At 67.1% G+C, this 16,448-nt stretch carries 16 protein-coding genes; 8 read left to right on the top strand and 8 right to left on the bottom strand.

Annotated elements, in window-relative coordinates; all coding sequences use genetic code 11:
* Positions 1 to 231 precede the first annotated feature (231 nt).
* Complete coding sequence (locus ACWMMN_RS30985) at positions 232 to 2,703, top strand: GH92 family glycosyl hydrolase (protein ID WP_486423602.1); 2,472 nt, start codon at positions 232 to 234, stop codon at positions 2,701 to 2,703.
* A gap of 64 nt (positions 2,704 to 2,767) precedes the next feature.
* Positions 2,768 to 5,431 carry a GH92 family glycosyl hydrolase gene (locus ACWMMN_RS30980; RefSeq protein WP_340625450.1) on the top strand — a complete coding sequence of 888 codons (2,664 nt, stop codon included), beginning with the start codon at positions 2,768 to 2,770 and terminating at the stop codon, positions 5,429 to 5,431.
* Positions 5,432 to 5,468: 37 nt separating this feature from the next.
* Here the strand turns inward: ACWMMN_RS30980 and ACWMMN_RS30975 are convergent, their stop codons facing one another.
* Positions 5,469 to 6,143 (bottom strand): ArsR/SmtB family transcription factor, encoded by a 675-nt coding sequence (locus ACWMMN_RS30975; protein WP_174992618.1) that lies wholly within the window; start codon positions 6,141 to 6,143, stop codon positions 5,469 to 5,471.
* 73 nt (positions 6,144 to 6,216) lie between these two features.
* Here ACWMMN_RS30975 and ACWMMN_RS30970 point away from each other — a divergent pair, with 73 nt between their 5' ends.
* Genes ACWMMN_RS30970 through ACWMMN_RS30960 form a run of 3 tightly spaced genes read left to right on the top strand, consistent with a single transcriptional unit; the run spans position 6,217 to position 9,039 of the window.
* The gene (locus tag ACWMMN_RS30970; protein ID WP_486423601.1) at positions 6,217 to 6,957 is read left to right on the top strand and encodes an MBL fold metallo-hydrolase; all 741 of its coding nucleotides are present in this window, start codon (positions 6,217 to 6,219) and stop codon (positions 6,955 to 6,957) included.
* A 4-nt stretch (positions 6,958 to 6,961) separates the two neighbouring features.
* The gene (locus tag ACWMMN_RS30965) at positions 6,962 to 8,203 is read left to right on the top strand and encodes an MFS transporter (protein ID WP_486424110.1); all 1,242 of its coding nucleotides are present in this window, start codon (positions 6,962 to 6,964) and stop codon (positions 8,201 to 8,203) included.
* Between the two features lie 14 nt (positions 8,204 to 8,217).
* On the top strand, positions 8,218 to 9,039 hold the full coding sequence (locus tag ACWMMN_RS30960) for an SDR family NAD(P)-dependent oxidoreductase (protein WP_486423600.1): 822 nt from the start codon (positions 8,218 to 8,220) through the stop codon (positions 9,037 to 9,039).
* A gap of 67 nt (positions 9,040 to 9,106) precedes the next feature.
* Here ACWMMN_RS30960 and surE read toward each other — a convergent pair whose 3' ends face one another.
* The 3 genes from surE to ACWMMN_RS30945 all read right to left on the bottom strand — a co-directional run bounded on the left by surE (position 9,107) and on the right by ACWMMN_RS30945 (position 11,122).
* Positions 9,107 to 9,886, bottom strand: coding sequence for a 5'/3'-nucleotidase SurE (surE, locus tag ACWMMN_RS30955; RefSeq protein ID WP_059237886.1), 780 nt, complete (start codon positions 9,884 to 9,886; stop codon positions 9,107 to 9,109).
* Positions 9,887 to 10,086: 200 nt separating this feature from the next.
* On the bottom strand, positions 10,087 to 10,395 hold the full coding sequence (locus tag ACWMMN_RS30950) for an AzlD family protein (protein WP_059237885.1): 309 nt from the start codon (positions 10,393 to 10,395) through the stop codon (positions 10,087 to 10,089).
* Positions 10,388 to 11,122 carry an AzlC family ABC transporter permease gene (locus tag ACWMMN_RS30945; protein WP_059237884.1) on the bottom strand — a complete coding sequence of 245 codons (735 nt, stop codon included), beginning with the start codon at positions 11,120 to 11,122 and terminating at the stop codon, positions 10,388 to 10,390. The genes ACWMMN_RS30950 and ACWMMN_RS30945 overlap by 8 nt, the downstream gene beginning before the upstream one ends.
* A gap of 125 nt (positions 11,123 to 11,247) precedes the next feature.
* Here ACWMMN_RS30945 and ACWMMN_RS30940 point away from each other — a divergent pair, with 125 nt between their 5' ends.
* The 3 genes from ACWMMN_RS30940 to ACWMMN_RS30930 all read left to right on the top strand — a co-directional run bounded on the left by ACWMMN_RS30940 (position 11,248) and on the right by ACWMMN_RS30930 (position 13,327).
* A complete protein-coding gene (locus tag ACWMMN_RS30940; RefSeq protein WP_059237883.1) occupies positions 11,248 to 11,706 on the top strand; it encodes an Lrp/AsnC family transcriptional regulator in 459 nt (152 codons plus the stop codon).
* Positions 11,707 to 11,933: 227 nt separating this feature from the next.
* On the top strand, positions 11,934 to 12,503 hold the full coding sequence (locus ACWMMN_RS30935; protein ID WP_059237882.1) for a hypothetical protein: 570 nt from the start codon (positions 11,934 to 11,936) through the stop codon (positions 12,501 to 12,503).
* Positions 12,504 to 12,646: 143 nt separating this feature from the next.
* Positions 12,647 to 13,327: a YebB family permuted papain-like enzyme gene (locus tag ACWMMN_RS30930; RefSeq protein WP_059237881.1), complete on the top strand. Its 681-nt coding sequence runs from the start codon at positions 12,647 to 12,649 to the stop codon at positions 13,325 to 13,327.
* Positions 13,328 to 13,357: 30 nt separating this feature from the next.
* Here the strand turns inward: ACWMMN_RS30930 and ACWMMN_RS30925 are convergent, their stop codons facing one another.
* The 4 genes from ACWMMN_RS30925 to ACWMMN_RS30910 all read right to left on the bottom strand — a co-directional run bounded on the left by ACWMMN_RS30925 (position 13,358) and on the right by ACWMMN_RS30910 (position 16,326).
* On the bottom strand, positions 13,358 to 13,990 hold the full coding sequence (locus ACWMMN_RS30925; protein WP_486423599.1) for a LysE family translocator: 633 nt from the start codon (positions 13,988 to 13,990) through the stop codon (positions 13,358 to 13,360).
* Between the two features lie 144 nt (positions 13,991 to 14,134).
* A complete protein-coding gene (locus ACWMMN_RS30920; protein ID WP_174992622.1) occupies positions 14,135 to 15,004 on the bottom strand; it encodes a PASTA domain-containing protein in 870 nt (289 codons plus the stop codon).
* A gap of 70 nt (positions 15,005 to 15,074) precedes the next feature.
* The gene (locus tag ACWMMN_RS30915) at positions 15,075 to 15,407 is read right to left on the bottom strand and encodes a DUF2322 family protein (RefSeq protein WP_059237879.1); all 333 of its coding nucleotides are present in this window, start codon (positions 15,405 to 15,407) and stop codon (positions 15,075 to 15,077) included.
* A 367-nt stretch (positions 15,408 to 15,774) separates the two neighbouring features.
* Positions 15,775 to 16,326 carry a TetR/AcrR family transcriptional regulator gene (locus ACWMMN_RS30910; RefSeq protein ID WP_059237878.1) on the bottom strand — a complete coding sequence of 184 codons (552 nt, stop codon included), beginning with the start codon at positions 16,324 to 16,326 and terminating at the stop codon, positions 15,775 to 15,777.
* Between the last annotated feature and the right edge of the window lie 122 nt (positions 16,327 to 16,448).

Below are 16,448 nucleotides of genomic sequence, written 5' to 3'. Positions count from 1 at the left end.
AGAGAAATCGCGTTTATTTGGGCACGCTTGTGCGCATTGTCCGTTCCTGAGCGCCGGTATTTCGACATGCCGGCGCGTCTTTTTTCGGTCACCCGAATGCGGCAATAAATACACGCGTCCGGCAGTTTCGACCGATTGACTGCGTACGCGGCAAGTCACGAAAAGATTCCTGGCTGGAAGCTCAGTAGTTCGAACCAACAGCTTGATTCAAGAGCGAAACGGAGACAGGCGATGTCGAGGAACTGGGGGTTGGGAACGGCGCTGCTGGCGCTGTGCGTTGTCTTGGCTGCATGCGGCGGTGACGGCGATTCGCCGTCGGCAGCGGCTTCGAATCTGTCGGCCGCGGCGCATTCGCAAGGCAACGAAGACGGCAACGGCGGCGACGACAACAGCAATGGAAACGACGAGAGCAACGGCAACGAGGCGTCGAAGAAAAACGCCGACATCCGCGTCGTCCAGTACGTCAATCCGCTGATCGGCACCGATTACGCGACCGACCAGCCGGCCGACCCGGTCGGCTCGGGTCTCGGCGGCGGCACGTTCCCGGGGCCGACGGTTCCGTTCGGGATGATGCAGTGGAGCCCGATGACGCCCACTGCGCAATACGACAGCCGCAAAGGCGACGGCTCCGGCTTCTCCGGCGGCTACTGGTACGGCGATACGTCGATCGACGCATTCAGCATCCTGCACTTGAGCGGCACCGGCTGCTGGGCGAACGGCGGCTACCTGAACGTGATGCCGCAACTCGCGCCCGGCGACGCCGGCACGCCGGCCAGCTTCAGCCACGCGAACGAAACCGCGCAGGCCGGCTACTACGGCGTCACGCTCGGCAACGGCATCAAGGCCGAGCTGACGACGACGGTACGCACCGGCTTCGCGCGCTTCACGTATCCGGCACTCGCGCAGGGCCAGCAGGCGACGATCGCGATCGATCCGACCGTGCTGAACAACCGTGCGCAGGGCACGACGGCCGACACGGTCGGCCAGGTTGGCGACCGGGGGTTGTCGGGCACGATCGCGGGCGGCGGGTTCTGCTGGGCCGGGCATGCGGTGCCTGTCTACTACTACGCGGAATTCAGCCAGCCATTCGCGGCGAAGCCCGCGCTGTCGAACAACCGCCCCGTGACGTTGACGTTCAACGTCGACCGCAAGCATCCGGACGTGATGATGAAGCTTGGCATCTCGTTCGTCAGCGAAGCGAATGCGAAGGCGAACCTGCGCGCGGAGAATCCGGAAACGGATGCGCAAGGCGGCCGGAACTGGCGCTTCGACAAGGTGCGCAGCGCAGCGAGCGCCGCATGGAACGCCCGCCTGAACGCGATCCAGGTGACGGGCGGCAACGAAGCCGACAAGACGAAGTTCTACACCGCGCTGTATCACGCGTCGTTGCACCCGAACGTGTTCAACGACGTGAACGGCCAGTATCCGGACTTCTACGCGTCGAACGGCGCATCGACGGTGCCGACGCGCCAGGTCGACAAGGGCCGCACGATGTACGCGAACTTCTCCGGCTGGGACATCGACCGCTCGTTCATCCAGCTGCAGGCGCTGCTCGACCCGGTGCGCACCAGCGATATCGTGCAGTCGCTCGTGCTCGATGCGAAGGCGTGCGGCGCGTTCCCGCGCTGGGCGTACTTCAATACCGAAACGGCCGTGATGCCGGGCGATGCGGGGTCGATCATCACGGCGAACGCGTATGCGTTCGGCGCGACGAACTTCGATACGCAGGCCGCGCTGTCGATCATGAAGACCAGCACCGCGCCGGGCGCCGCGTGCGCGGGCACGCCGGTGATGGGCAGCCGCGCGGACTACGACCGGCTCGGCTACGTGCCGGCATCGGGCAACGGTGACAACCAGACCGCGTCGAACACGCTCGAATACGCGCTGCGCGATTTCGCGGTGTCGCGCTTCGCGACGGCGCTTGGCGATACGGCGACGGCCGGCACGCTGCTGAAGTCGAGCGGCAACTGGCAAAACCTGTTCGACCAGGGCGCGATCCGGCCGAAGACGTCGGCCGGTGCGTGGGTGACCGACGGTTCGGGCTTCATGGAAGGCAATTCCGAGCAGTACACGTGGTACGTGCCGCACGATCTCGCCGGCGTGGTCGCGCAGGCGGGCGGCGCCGCACCGGTCGTGAAGCGGCTCGACACGTTCTTCACGCACCTGAATATCGGCACCGTGCAGCCGTATTTCTACGTCGGCAACGAAGTGACGATGGCCGTGCCGTGGGCCTATGCGTGGGCCGGCGCACCGTCGCATACGCAGCGCGTGCTGCACGCGTCGCTCGCGAGCGAGTTCGGCACCGGTGCGGCAGGGCTGCCCGGCAACGACGATCTCGGTGCGATCTCCGGCTGGTACGTGTGGGCCGCGCTCGGTCTCTATCCGGTCGTACCGGGCGTGAGCGGCGTCGCGCTGTCGAGCCCGCAGTTCGAGAAGATCACGGTGCGCGTCGGGCAGCACGACGGCAGCTACCGCCTGCTGCACATCGCCGCGCCGGGCGCGGGCTCGGGCGACGGCGCGTCGTTCTACGTGAAGTCGCTGAAGCTGAACGGCGCACCTTACTCGACCGCGTGGCTGCCGTTCGAGCGCATCGCGAAGGGCGGGAAGCTGTCGTATTCGATGACGGCCGATGCGAGCGCCACGACGTGGGGCACCGATGCATCCGCGATGCCGTCGTTCCCGCGGGCGGGCGGCGCGCAGTAAATCCAGGGGATCAACGAGCGGTTCTTGCCAACAGGATCGACGAGAGAGAGGGAGGGACGAACGGATGAAGCTACGTCATGTGGTGGGTATCGGGTGCCTTGCCGTGTTGTCAGGGTGCGGAGGCGATCAGGGTTCGACGGATGCGAGCGTGCTGGCGCAGATATCGAACGCGCAGGGCAACCAGAACGATCAAGGCAACCAGAACGACCAGGGCGATCAGAACGATCAAGGCGAGAACGGCGGCGCGAGCAAGCGGTCGGTGCTGCGCAGCGTCGATCCGATGATCGGCACCGCGAACCTCGACATCAACGCGGACTGGGGCAGCGGTGTGCGCGGGCACGGTCACGTGTACCCGGGCGCGACCGTGCCGTTCGGGATGGTGCAGCTCGGGCCGGACACGACCGGCGGCGCGCATACGTTGCCGTGGAACTGGGATCGCACGTCGGGCTACCAGTACGACGATCCGTTCATCACCGGCTTCACGCATACGCACCTGTCGGGCACCGGCATCGGCTCGGGCGGCGAAGTGCGGTTCATGCCGACGCTCGCGCCGGTCGACAAGGCGACCTTGGCGAAGGTCGCCGCGGATGCGACGATCACCTACAACGCATCCTTCAGCCACGACGACGAAATCGCGAGCCCCGGCTATTACCGCGTGAAGATGGCGCCGGTCGGCAGCGGCAACACGCCGTGGAACGTGCAGGGCGCGAAGATCCTCGCGGAAATGACGGCGACCACGCACGCGGGCGTCCATCGCTATACGTACTTCCCGAGTGCGGCGACGCAGAAACGCAGCATGATCGTGAGCATCGACAACCCGATCGGCGGCTCGACCGCGAGCGGCAAGATCCAGATCATCGACGCGCAGACGATCGCCGGCTGGCAGTTCACGAACAACTGGGCGAACAACAAGCCGACGTATTTCGTCGCGCGTTTCTCGAAGCCGTTCGATACGAAGCACGTCGCGTTCAGCGCGGACGGCTTCAAGGCGTACCTGACGTTCGCCGACGGCAGCGACGGCGGCGCGGTCACCGTGAAAGTCGGCATCTCCCCGTCGGGCATCGCGGATGCGCAGGCCAATCTCGCGTCGGAAGTCGGCACGAAATCGTTCGACCAGGTGCGCGGCGCCGCGGAGCGCGTGTGGAGCGCCGCGCTCGACCGGATCCGGATCAAGGGCGGCACCGCCGACCAGCGGACGATGTTCTACACGTCGCTGTACCGCACGATGCTCGCGCCGACGGTCTACAACAACGCGGACGGCAGTTACGTCGGCATGGATTCGACCAATGACGGCACGAAGTCGCCGCCGACCACGAGCAAGCATGCGAACCCGGGCTTCGACTATTCGTCGACGTTCTCGCTGTGGGATACCTTCCGCGCCGAATCGCCGTTGATGACGCTGGTGCAGCCCGAGCGCGTCGACGGCTGGGTGAAGTCGCTGCTCACGCAGTTCAGGCAGAACGGCAAGGGCGAGCTGCCGGTGTGGCCGCTCGCGCAAACGGAAACCTTCACGATGGCCGGCCACCCGTCGATCCCGATGATCGCGGATGCGTACCTGAAGCACCTGACGAGCGCGGGCATCGACGACATCTGGACCGCCTTGACGACCACGCAGAGCGCAAGCGCGCACGGTTTCGATCAGTATCGGCAAAGCGGTTACGTGTTCGCCGGCGACAACGCGTCGGTGTCGACGACGCAGGACTATGCGTTCGACGACTGGGCGACGGCCGCGGTCGGCAAGGCGGCCGGCAGGAGCGCGGCCGACTACCGGCCGTACCTGCAACGCAGCCAGAACTACCGGAACGTGTTCAACCCGGTGCCGAACAACGGCTGGAAGTTCTCGCAGCCGAAGGACGCGCAAGGCAACTGGGTCGCGGGCTTCGATCCGTCGGCCGCCGAGAAGACGGACTTCTCCGAATCGAATTCGTGGGTCGATACGTGGAACATCTTCCACGACTTCCCGGGCCTCGTTGCGCTGCTCGGCGGCAAGAGCCAGTTCATCGCGCAGCTCGACCGCACGTTCGATCAGTCCAACCCGCTGACCTTCCTCAACAACCAGGGCTTTCCGGACCTGACCGGCCGCAGCGGCCAGTTCTTCGCGGGCAACGAGCCGGCGAACCACCTGCCGTACCTGTACGACGTCGCGGGCATGCCGTCGAAGACGCAGGACCGGGTGCGCACGGTGATGGACGACATGTACTCGCTGACGCTGACGGCCGGCGATCGCGCGTTACTGAGCGGCGACAGCCTGAAGGCCGCGGTGAACGATCCGCGGCGCGTACGCGATGCGGCGATTCCGGGCAACGACGATTGCGGCCAGCTGTCCGCGTGGTATGTGCTGTCCGCACTCGGCATCTATTCGCTGAATCCGGTCGGCGGCGTGTTCTATTTCGGCACGCCGCTGTTCGAGGAAGCGACGATCGACATCCCGGTTGCGTCGGGAAGCGGGGCGGGCGGGGTGTTGAAGTTCGGCGCGACGCGGCGCTTCAAGGTGAGCGCGCATACGGCGAGCGGCGGCGCGCCGTCGCCGGTCAACCGCTACGTGCAGTCGGTCAGCCTGAATGGCACGCCGCTGCACCGGCCGTACATCACCTATGACGAGATGAAGGCCGGCGGCACGCTCGACTTCGTGATGGGTTCGACGCCGAACGATGCGTGGGTTGGCCAGTGGAACGGCCAGGACCCGAACAGCGCGCTCGCGCCGTCGCTGGCGCTGGCCGGCAAGTAAGCCGCAAGCGGCCCGCTTCGACGGGGGCCGCGTTTCTTCACTCGGCCGTGTCGGTCTCGATCGCGAGGCCGGCCGCCTTCCACTCCGGAAAGCCGTCTTCGAGCCGCGCGGCCTTGAAGCCGCGTGCGCGCAATGCGGCGACGGCCTCGAACGCGAGCACGCAGTAAGGGCCGCGGCAATACGCGACGATTTCCGTGCCGGCCGGCAGTTCGCCGAGGCGTTCTTCGAGGTTGCTCAATGGAATGTTCATCGCGCCGGGCAGGTGCCCGAGCGCGAATTCGTCGTGCGGACGCACGTCCAGCAGCGTAACGAGCCCGTCGGCCATCCGGCCGGTCAGCTCGCCGCGCGACACCGGCTCCAGCGCATCGCGCGCATGGAAGTAGTCGCCCAGCACCTGGTTGACCTCCGCGACATTGCGCTCGCCCACGCGGCCGAGCGCCTTCATCAGCACGACGACTTCGCTGTCGCCGGCGAGCCGATACACGATGTGCTTGCCGCGCCGCTCGGTATCGACGAGGCGTGCGCGCCGCAGGATCTGCAGGTGCCGCGACGTGTTCGCGAACGTCATCCCCGACAGCGTCGTCAGTTCCTCGACCGACCGCTCGCGCTGCGCGAGGTGCTCGAGCAGTTCGAGCCGGTTCGGGTGACCGATCGCCTGCGCGACCTCGGCGAGGCTCGCATAAATCGCTTGCTTGGGTCCCGTGCTTGACACGTGGCCTCTCCTCGATCAATCATTCATCAAATTGATTGAATGTTACCGCATCCGCGGGACAGGGGCAAATCCGATGATCCTCAGACCATTCCTGCATCCCGATACGGGAGGCATTTCATACCTGTTCGGCTGCGGCGGCAAGGCGGCCGGCGCGGTCGTCGATCCGGTCGCTCCGCCTGACGACTACCTGCGCGCGGCCGAGGCGGTCGGCATGAAGATCGCATACGTGATCGATTCCCACGTGCATGCGGACCACCTGTCGATCGGCCGTGCGCTGGCCGACGTGGCCGGCGCGGCGTACGTGCTGTCCGCGCGGGCCGATGTGGCGGTGCCGTTTACCGGCGTCGGGGAGGGCGACCGGCTCGCGCTCGGCAACGTCGCCGTCGACGTGCTGCACACGCCTGGCCACACGCCCGAGCACATCAGCCTGCTGGTGACGGATCGCACGCGCGCCGATGAGCCGTGGTTCGTGCTGACCGGCCATACGCTGATGATCGGCGACGTCGGCCGCACCGAGCTGGCCGTCAGCGCCGAAACGGGGGCGCGCGACCTGTTCCGCAGCGTGCGGCGGCTGGCCGCGCTGCCCGACCACGTCGAAGTGCTGCCCGGCGCGTTCTCGGGCTCCGTGTGCGGACGCGCGCTCAGCGGGAAACCGGCGTCGACGATCGGGTTCGAGAAGCGCTACAACGCGGCGCTGTGCATCGACGACGAAGACGCGTTCGTCCGCTTCATGCTGGCCGACGTGCCGCCCGCACCGCCGGCCGCTGCGCAGCTGCGCGCGGCCAACGCGGGGCGCGACGCGGCGGGAGGCTGACGTGATGACGAATGGAGCGGTGGCGCGCGGCGGGCGCGCAGTGGCGCTCGGCCTGCGCGCGAACTGGCGGCAATTCGCGCTGCTCGTGCTGGTCAACGCGTTCGTGGGCGGGATGGTCGGCATCGAGCGCACGGTCGTGCCGCTGATCGGGTCGGAGCAGTTCCATCTCGAATCGACTACGCTGATCACGTCGTTCATCGTCAGCTTCGGGCTGGTGAAGGCGTTCGCCAACCTCGTGTCGGGCCAGCTCGCCGATACGTGGGGGCGCAAGCGCGTGCTAATCGTCGGCTGGCTGCTCGGCCTGCCGGTGCCGTTCATGATCATCGCGGCGCCGAACTGGGAATGGGTGATCGCCGCGAACGTGCTGCTCGGCTTGAGCCAGGGGTTCGCATGGTCGATGACGGTGATCATGAAGGTCGACCTGGTCGGCCCGAAGAGCCGCGGCCTCGCGGTCGGCCTGAACGAATTCGCCGGCTACTTCGCGGTGGGCGCGACCGCGTTCGCGACCGGTTATCTCGCGAGCCGCCATGGATTGCGGCCGACGCCGATCTATCTCGGCGTGTTCTACGCGATCGCGGGGTTGCTGCTGTCGATCCTCGTCGTGCGCGATACGCGCGAGCATGTGCGACTCGAAAGCGGCAAGCCGGGCGGCGCGTCCGCATTGTCGTTCCGCGAGGTTTTCCTGCTGACGTCGTTCCGCGACCGCAACCTGTTCGCGGCGTCGCAGGCCGGCCTGATCAACAACCTCAACGACGGGATGAGCTGGGGCATTTTCCCGCTGTTCTTCACGACGCTCGGGCTCGGCATCGAGCGGATCGGCATCCTGAAAGCCGTCTATCCGATCGTATGGGGAGGTTGCCAGGTCGTCACCGGCCCGCTGAGCGACCGGTGGGGCCGCAAGGGGCTGATCGTCGCCGGAATGTGGGTGCAGGCGGCCGGGCTCGCGCTGACCGCGCTGACGGGGCAGTTCCGCTGGTGGCTCGTCGCGAGCGTGCTGCTCGGTCTGGGCACGGCGATGGTCTATCCGAGCCTGATTGCGGCTGTGTCCGATGCGTCCGAGCCTGGCTGGCGCGCGCGTTCGCTGAGCGTGTACCGGTTCTGGCGGGATCTCGGCTATGCGATCGGCGCGCTGTCGGCCGGCCTGATGGCCGATCGTTTCGGCTTCGCGGCGGCGATTCTCGTGGTGGCGGCCGTCACGTTCGCGTCAGGGGGCGTCGTCGCGCTTATGATGCGGGAACGCCACTGACAGGGTTCCCCGATATGGACGCGCCGCTCCCGCCGATGTCTGCCCCGATAGCCGAAACGGCCCCTGAAACCGAAGCCGCCGGCGAGCCGCGCGCGTCGCGCCTGCACCGGCCGGTTGCGCTCGTCACCGGCTCGACGTCGGGGATCGGCGCGGCCGTCGCGCGCCGCCTGGCGGCGGACGGCTACGCGGTGATCCTGCATTCGCGCCACTCGGCCAGCACCGGGCGCGAGATGGCGCGCGAACTCGGCGGGGCCTACGTGCAGGCCGATCTTGCGGACGATGCGGAGCGCGTGCGATTGATCCGCGACGCGCTTGCCGTGCACGGGCGGCTCGACGTGCTCGTCAACAATGCAGGCGTCAGCCGCGTGATTCCGCATGACGACCTCGCGGCGGCCACCCCCGACGTGTGGCGCGAGATGCACGAGATCAACGTGATCGCGCCGTTCCGGCTCGTCGCCGAAGCGGAGGCCGCGCTGCGCGAGGCCGCGTCGCACGGGCGGGCCGGGTGCGTCGTGAACGTCAGCTCTCACGCGGGCGTGCGGCCGAAGGGCGCGTCGATTCCGTATGCGGCCGCGAAGGCCGCGCTCAATCACACGACACGGTTGCTCGCGCGTACGCTCGCGCCGGCGATCCGCGTCAATGCCGTGGCGCCGGGGCTCGTCGATACGCCGCTGACTGCCGACTGGACGGAAGCGCAGCAGTTGTGGCGCGAGCGCGCGCCGATGCGCCGCGCGGCGACGCCGGACGACATCGCGCAGACGGTCGCGATGCTCGTCGCATCCGATTACGTGACGGGCGAGATCATGATGCTCGACGGCGGATTGAACCTGACGTGATGGGGTGATGCAGCGGCGCGCACGCGTCGCGTGCGCAACCGCCGAGGCGATCGGAAAGGTCGGGCGATCAGCCGAGGTTCGACCGCAGCCGCGCGAGCGCCTGGTCGTGCGTGCGCTCGAACTTCAGCGGCGTGACCGCGATGTAGCCTTCGCCGAGCGCAACCGTTTCCGAATCCGCATCGTCGTCGCGCGGGGCACGCGCGAGCCTCAGCCAGTGATAGTCGATCTCGCGCGGATCGCGCCCCGACACGATCTCGACACCCTGCAGCGTGCCGGTGCCCTGGTTCGTCACCTTCAGGCCGCGTACGTCGTCGGCCGGTCGCGGCGGGAAATTCACGTTGAGGCACGCATCGCTGTCCCAGCCGGCGGCGACGAGCCGACGGATGACGTCCGGCGCATGCGCGCGTGCGGTGCCCCACGGCACCGCGTTGCGATCGGTGAACGCCTGGCTCAGCGCGATGGCCGGTACGCCGACCAGCATGCTCGTCATTGCGGCGCCGACCGTGCCGGAAAACACCGTTTCGGTGCCGAGGTTCGCGCCGCGATTCACGCCCGATAGCACGACGTCGGGCCGCGCATCCTTCATCAGGTGGCTGACCGCGATCGCGACGCAATCGCCGGGCGTGCCGCGCACCGCGAAACGGCGCTCGCCCTTGCGATGCACGCGCAGCGGTTCGTGCAGGCTCAGCGAATGCGACGTGCCGCTCTGGTCTTCCGCCGGCGCGACGATCCACACTTCGCGCGCCAGTTGCGTGGCGACCTGTTCGAGTACTTCAAGGCCGGGGGCGTCGAATCCGTCGTCGTTGGTGAGCAGGACACGGTCGAACAGCGGGCGGGTTGCTTGCATCGGGACGATCCTCGCGGAGATGGGCAATGAGAGGGGGAGTGCAGCGCCGCGGCCTGCGTGGCGCAAACCACAAGGCTAGCACCGCGGCGTGAGGATCGTCGTGTCACGCCACCGGCGTTCGGCGGCGCGGACGTGAAAACGGGCGCCTCGTGCGCCCGTTCGTCGTCGAATGTGCCGGCGATGCGGCGGGCCGGCACCGCTTAGCCGAGCAGGTAGCGCAGCAGGCCGGCCGAGACGACGCCGACGATGACGGTCGGCAGGATCGACAGGCGCGTCGCGGCGAGCAGCGTGATCGCGAGCGCGAGCAGGTCGGCGGGGCGCGTCGACACGAAGGCCGGCGCGATCACCGAGATCAGCACGCAGCCTGGCACGTTCTCCATCACCGACGCCATTCGCGGGCTCAGCGTGCGGTTGCGCAGCAGCACGTAGCCGAGGATGCGCGACAGATACGTCGTCGACGCCATCAGCACGATCGTCGCGACCGTGCTGAAATCCGGAAGCTCAGGCATCGCGCGGCTCCCACAGCAGCGCGGCGATCAGTCCCGCGCACGCGCCGGCCGCGACGTACCACGCGCCCGGCAACGCAAGATGCGTGGCCGCCGCGACGACGAGGCTCACGAACCACGGGCGGCTCGCGCGCATCCCTTTCCACATCCCGCGCAGCAGCACCAGAAACACGGCCGTGAACGCCATGTCGAAGCCGTACTGCTCGACGTTGCCGATCGTCGGGCCGACTGCTGCGCCGAGCGTCGTCATCGAGATCCACGTCAGGTAGAGCCCCATGCAGATGCCCGCGTAATAGGGCACGCTGATGTGCGTGGCCGAGCGCGCCCTGGCGTCGGCGAGCGACATCGCCCAGCTCTCGTCGCACATGAAGAACAGCGCGATGAACGCGCGGCGGCGCGGCAGGCGCCGGATGTACGGCTCGAATGCGGCGCCCATCAGGATGTGGCGCGAATTCACGAGGAACGACATCGCGACGATCAGCGCGATGTGCGGCGGCGACGTCCACAGATGGATCGCCGCGAATTCCGAGCCGCCGCCGAAGTTCAGGCCCGTCATCATCGGCACCTCGAACAGGCTCAGCCCTTTCTGCGCGGCCTGCGCGCCCAGCACGAGCGCGAACGGCACGAAACCCAGCATGACGGGCAGCGCCGCGCGCAAACCGCGACCCATCTCGGCGACATAGGCGGGCTTGTCGCGAAGCCCGGACGACGTTGAAACGCTACTGCTCATTACTCCTCCTTCGGGGGAGGGATTGTCTGCTTTTTTGACTCGAATCGGGTTGCGTTGTGGCCAGATTTTTCTCAGAATTTGGCATTGAACGCGTGATACATGAATTTTTTGGAATCGGATGCCAAATGAAACTTGACGCTATCGACCGCCGGATCCTGAGCGCGCTGCAGCGCGACGGCCGGATGCAGAACGTGGAACTCGCGCACGAGGTCGGGCTGTCGCCTTCGCCGTGCCTGCGGCGCGTGCGGCTCCTCGAGGAAGCGGGCGTGATCGAGAAATACGTGGCCGTGCTGAATCCCGCGAAGGTCGGCAAGGGCCTGACGATCTTCACGCGCGTGTGGCTGAAGGGGCAGGACGCGGAATCGGTGAACCGTTTCTCGGAGGCCGTCCAGCAGATGCCGGAAGTCGTCGAATGCCACCTGATGGCCGGCGATTGCGATTTCCTGCTGCGCGTCGTCGCGGCCGACATCGACGACTATCGGCGCTTCCAGATGGAATACCTCACGCGCATTCCGGGCGTGCTCAGCGTGAAGACCGACATTCCGATGCAGAAGGTCAAGCTCACGTCGGCGTTGCCGACGTAGTGCGACGCGGGTAGGCGGCGGCGCGTCGACGAATGGTCATGGCGCGGTGACAATCGGCGGATAAACTGGCGGGGTAAGTCGCATCGCACGGGTTGCCGGTGCAGTCGTGCGTCGTGCAACGTTCGATGCGCAAGCAACTAACGGTCAGTCTCGACGCGACCGGGCACACGGCGCGCCGCGCCGGGTCATGCGTTGAAGCGAGTGCGTTTCTTCTTGTCGGGCCATTCATGCAGCCATTCAACAATCCGTGGAATTCGCTGGAAATCGTCAAGCTCGTGCTCGGCGTGCTGACGCCGTTGTCGGTCGCGTGTCTTGGCTGGCTCGTCGCGCGCCGGCTGAAGCGGCTCGAACTCGTGCAGTGGACCAACCAGCGGCTGATCGAGAAGCGGCTGGCGCTGTACGATGCCGTCGCGCCGCAGCTCAATGCGCTGCTGTGCTTCTACACGTGGATCGGCTACTGGAAGGACATCTCGCCGGACGACGTGATCCGTGCGAAGCGCGACCTCGACCGCACGTTCCACATCTACCGCTACCTGTTCGACGACGACGTGTACGACGCGTATCACACGTACATTCACGCGCTGTTCGACGTGCATACGGGCCCGGGCCGCGACGCGCGGATCCGCTCGCTGATCCAGGCGCCCGACGGCGATCGCAGCGTGCATGGTTCTTATGACTGGAAGCCGGCGTGGTCCGACCGTTTCGCGACCGCGAATGTCGTGCCGAAGGACGACGTGCTGCGCCATTACACGCAGTTGATGGAGCGGCTGCGCGTGGCGCTCGGCGCGACGCGCTAAGGCTTCGGCGCCGGCGCGACGCTTCACGCCGGTATCGAAATCCGGCACCGGGCGGCGCGAAACCCCACCCTCGCACACGAAGCGGATGCGGAGCCCGGCCGCTGCTGACATGCTCGCGCCATCACCACTCGCGCGAGGTCCGTATGGTTGTCGACACTGGCTGCCAGCCGCTCCTGGTCCGCTCGCCCGGCGCGGGCCGGCGGCGTTTCTTCTCCGTTGCTTCTCTCGAAACGCATGACACGCCGTTGCCGGTCGACCCGGAGATCGGCGACATCGTGTTCATCCGTGTAACCGTGCGGCCGTTTCTCGAGGTGGCGAGCGCAACGCGCTCATGGACGAATCACGTCGGGATCATCGTCGGCGAGCGCGGCGGCGAGGCGCTGATCGCGGAGAGCACGTTTCCGCTGTCGCGCGTGACGACGATGTCGCGATTTCTCGCGCGCTCCGACCGCGGCGCATGCGTGATCGCGCGGCTCAGGCAGCCGCTCGACGCCGCGCAGCGGCGCGGCCTCGTCGACGCGGCGATGCGCCGGATCGGCGTGGTCTACGACACGGGTTTCAATCTCGCGTCGCGCCGGCAGTTCTGCTCGCGGTTCGTGCGCGAAGTGGTGCGCGATGCGACGCGGATCGTGCTCGGCGACGTCGAGACCTTCGACATGCTGCTGCGCCGGAATCCCGATCATCCGCTCGGTTTCTGGAAGATCTGGTACTTCGGCCGGATTCCGTGGCGTCGCCGCACCGTGACGCCGGCGAGCTTGCTCGACAGCGGCGCATTGCGGGTGGTGGTGGATACACGCGATCCGGGTAACGATCGAGCCGACTGACGAGCACGTGTATCGCCGCACCGCCCGTGCTCAGTTCCGTCCCGCCACCGCAAGCCGTGCCGCCAGCCCCACGAACACCGACCCGAGCAGATACTGCGGCAGCTTCGACGGCCGGCGGCGCGCGCCGATCCGCTGGCTCAGCCGGCTCGCGGAGAGAATCACGGCGCCGTTCACGACGATCCCGATCAGGTTCAGCACCGTCGCGAGCACGAGAATCTGCACGGCGATCGAACCGTGCTCGGGCCGCACGAACTGCGGGAACAGCGCGAGCACGAACAGCGCCATCTTCGGGTTCAGCAGGTTCGTCATCAGCCCCTGACGGAAGATCGTTGCGGTCGAGTGGCGACGTGGCGACGCGACGGGCGACAGCGCGGTCGCATCAGAACGGAACGTTTTCCACGCGAGATACAGCAGATACGCGGCGCCCGCGAAGCGCACGGCGTCGTACGCGAGCGGCACCGCGACGAAGAGCTGCGACAGCCCGAGTGCCGCCGCGAGCGCGTGGCAGTAGGTGCCGGCCTGAATGCCCGCGAGCGTGGCGAAGCCTGCGCGCCGGCCCTGGCTCACGCTGCGGGACGCGATCAGCAGCATGTCGGGGCCGGGCGTGGCCGTCAGCGCGAGACACGCGCCGGAGAATAGCGCGAGCGTGGAGAGGTCGATCATGGCAGTCCCTTTTGTCGATGCGACGTAAAAGGGAGGTCAGTTTAGGAGGGCGCGCGCAGCCGGTCAATCGAGCGAGCGGATGATGGTCAGGCGTCGCAGATCGCAACGTGACTCATCATCATGCGCGCGCGATCGGCGCACCCGTCACTGCTTGCGGCAAGCAACCTGATAGTCGATCACGGTGTTCGCCGAAGGCTTGTCCGGCTCGCCGCCGACTGTCGTCACGCCGAGCACGCCGGCCGCGTTCCGGTAGCGCAGCGCGCAATACCCCATGCCGGTGCCTGAACACGCTTCGGCTTCGATGATGCCGTGCTTTGCGAGCGCTGCCGCACCGTCCATCGCGTCCGGTTTCTCGCGCGGGGGCAGCGGTTGCCAGCCATGCGCGATCAGGATCTTGCGTGCCGCGTCGAGCGGCTTGCCGTACACGTTCGGCACGACCGCGCGGCCGTTGCAGTGCGTGCTTTCGGCGGCGACGCGGGTCAGCCGCAGGCTCCCGTTCTCTTCATGCAGTTCGCCGACGGGCGGCGCCGGGCCGTCGCCGCCCCAGATCAGCAGCGCGCCGTTGTCCAGACGATCGGCCGAGCCGAGCTGCCAGCCGGCCTTGCGAGCGGTATAGCCGAGCGCGACGAGCGTCGTGCCGTCGAACACACCGACGTTGCCGTTGCGCGCGAAACAGATCGCGCTCGTGCCGGCACTGAATCCGCTCGAGAACGTCACGACCGTGTAGCGCCCAAGCGGCGCTTCGGACGTCACGATCCAGTTGCGCTTCGCGACTTCGCGGCCGGCCGCGGTGGTGGTCTTCGCGCGATATTGCGGGCAAAACGGATCGAGTGACCCGTTCTCCGGCGAATGCGGCAGCACGCCGAGCGGCACCAGCGATGCGCCGGCGATCTCGGAGGCCGTGCGCAGCGTATCGGCCGATGCCGTGCCGCCGAGCGCGGCGCACGCAACGGCCGCGATCGCGGCTGCAGGGGCGAGACGGCGGGCCAAGGCCGGAGCGATGAAGCGGAACACGCGGGCGGTCTCCGTCGAAAGGGCGGCGAACGCGACGATCGCGATTTTCCGCGCGCGTGCCGCCAACGACTCAGCCCTTTGCGACGACGTCGATCCGCAGCGCTGCGCCGCCGTCGACGATCGCCAGCAGACGATCGACGTTCGGGTGCGCGCCCGGGCGGTTACGCGCGTCGGCCGTATGCTCGGCGAACACCGCGAGGCCATGCTCGGCAGCCTTCGCGTCGAGCGTGCCGAAGGCCTGCCGCAGATAGTTGTACACCGCGAGCGAGCCCTGCTTGCCCGGCTGGTTCTCGATGGTCGCGACCACGTCGCCGTTCGCGCCGACGAGATCGATGCGCGCGACGCCGTCGATGGCCGGCAGTTGCGCGAGGTTGTCCTTGAATACTGGGGTCGGTTGAATCACTGAAAACACTCCGTCGGTTCGGTCATGGGCCAAAGTGCGTGGCCGGCCGTATCTTATCCGATCGGCTTCGGCGAACTGGCCGGCGCGGCGGAGGACTCGACAGCGCTTCGCCTTCGGTGGCACGGATTCGCCGGGGACGAGGCGACGTGAACGGCACCTGAATCCGGGCGCATGACTGACGCGACATGGCAAATATGGCGCCGGCCGGGTCTGGCGCGCCCGATGGCGCAGCAGAGGCTTCCCCGCGTCGTTGGCACTGGCGTAACCGTGGGCGGCATGGCAGGACGCTTGCAGTCGACAGAAGAGGCCAGTGGTGATCGCGGGCGACGATTCGCGAGCCCCGCCAGCGTGCGCGCTCCGAAGCGGGCTATTGGCCCGAGGCGGCCGGACGTGTCATGGCCAGAAGCGAGTTGACGAATGCCTCGCGCTGCGCCGGGCCCAGCGGACGCAGTCCGCACACTTCGTCGAACCACAGCCCTTCCACCGCGAAGCGGATGATATGAGCGGTGCGTTCGGGCAACTGGTCGCGGCTCAGCAATTCTGCCCAGCGCGCCGCATGCGTCGCGTAAACAGGCAGCAGGCCGGGTTCCAGAAGCAGGCTGCCGATCACGGCAGAAAGGCTTCTCCCTTGCAGCGCCTGTTCGGAACTCGCGATGATGTAGGCGCGCGTCCAGGCGCCTGGCTGCCCATCGGCCTGTGCGGCTTCGGTGACTGCCCGCTCGAAGGTGGTGGCTTCGAAGTGAAGCAGCCCGGCCAGAAGTTCGGACTTGCTCGAGAAGTGATAGAGCAGTCCTCCTTTGCTGATGCCGGCAACCGACGCGGCCTCTGCAAGGGTTAATCCCAGGATGCCCTTGTCTTGCAGGATGTTTCGCGACGCTTCGAATATTTTTCTCTTTGTGTCGCTGATTTCATTGTTCATATGCTATCTGGCGGAATACTGCAGTAAAAATGATTCGAAACGAGCCATACCGGCTGGACGGTGCATTATACAAATTCCCTTTGCCATTTTTTTTGATTTCGTTACTGTACCGGCTGGACGGT

It is taken from the genome of Burkholderia cepacia complex sp. TUM26381 (assembly GCF_057439935.1).
The sequence above is the reverse complement of the archived record's forward strand: the minus strand, read 5'-3'. Positions and strand labels throughout refer to the sequence as shown.

Excerpts from the sequence above, each read along its gene's own strand:
- ACWMMN_RS30960 (WP_486423600.1), top strand. The coding sequence starts at position 8,218 with ATGGACGCGCCGCTCCCGCCGATGTCTGCCCCGATAGCCGAAACGGCC.
- ACWMMN_RS30965 (WP_486424110.1), top strand. The coding sequence starts at position 6,962 with ATGACGAATGGAGCGGTGGCGCGCGGCGGGCGCGCAGTGGCGCTCGGC.
- ACWMMN_RS30970 (WP_486423601.1), top strand. The coding sequence starts at position 6,217 with ATGATCCTCAGACCATTCCTGCATCCCGATACGGGAGGCATTTCATAC.
- ACWMMN_RS30935 (WP_059237882.1), top strand. The coding sequence starts at position 11,934 with ATGCAGCCATTCAACAATCCGTGGAATTCGCTGGAAATCGTCAAGCTC.
- ACWMMN_RS30940 (WP_059237883.1), top strand. The coding sequence starts at position 11,248 with ATGAAACTTGACGCTATCGACCGCCGGATCCTGAGCGCGCTGCAGCGC.
- ACWMMN_RS30980 (WP_340625450.1), top strand. The coding sequence starts at position 2,768 with ATGAAGCTACGTCATGTGGTGGGTATCGGGTGCCTTGCCGTGTTGTCA.
- ACWMMN_RS30925 (WP_486423599.1), bottom strand. The coding sequence starts at position 13,990 with ATGATCGACCTCTCCACGCTCGCGCTATTCTCCGGCGCGTGTCTCGCG.
- surE (WP_059237886.1), bottom strand. The coding sequence starts at position 9,886 with ATGCAAGCAACCCGCCCGCTGTTCGACCGTGTCCTGCTCACCAACGAC.
- ACWMMN_RS30945 (WP_059237884.1), bottom strand. The coding sequence starts at position 11,122 with ATGAGCAGTAGCGTTTCAACGTCGTCCGGGCTTCGCGACAAGCCCGCC.
- ACWMMN_RS30910 (WP_059237878.1), bottom strand. The coding sequence starts at position 16,326 with ATGAACAATGAAATCAGCGACACAAAGAGAAAAATATTCGAAGCGTCG.
- ACWMMN_RS30950 (WP_059237885.1), bottom strand. The coding sequence starts at position 10,395 with ATGCCTGAGCTTCCGGATTTCAGCACGGTCGCGACGATCGTGCTGATG.
- ACWMMN_RS30985 (WP_486423602.1), top strand. The coding sequence starts at position 232 with ATGTCGAGGAACTGGGGGTTGGGAACGGCGCTGCTGGCGCTGTGCGTT.
- ACWMMN_RS30930 (WP_059237881.1), top strand. The coding sequence starts at position 12,647 with ATGGTTGTCGACACTGGCTGCCAGCCGCTCCTGGTCCGCTCGCCCGGC.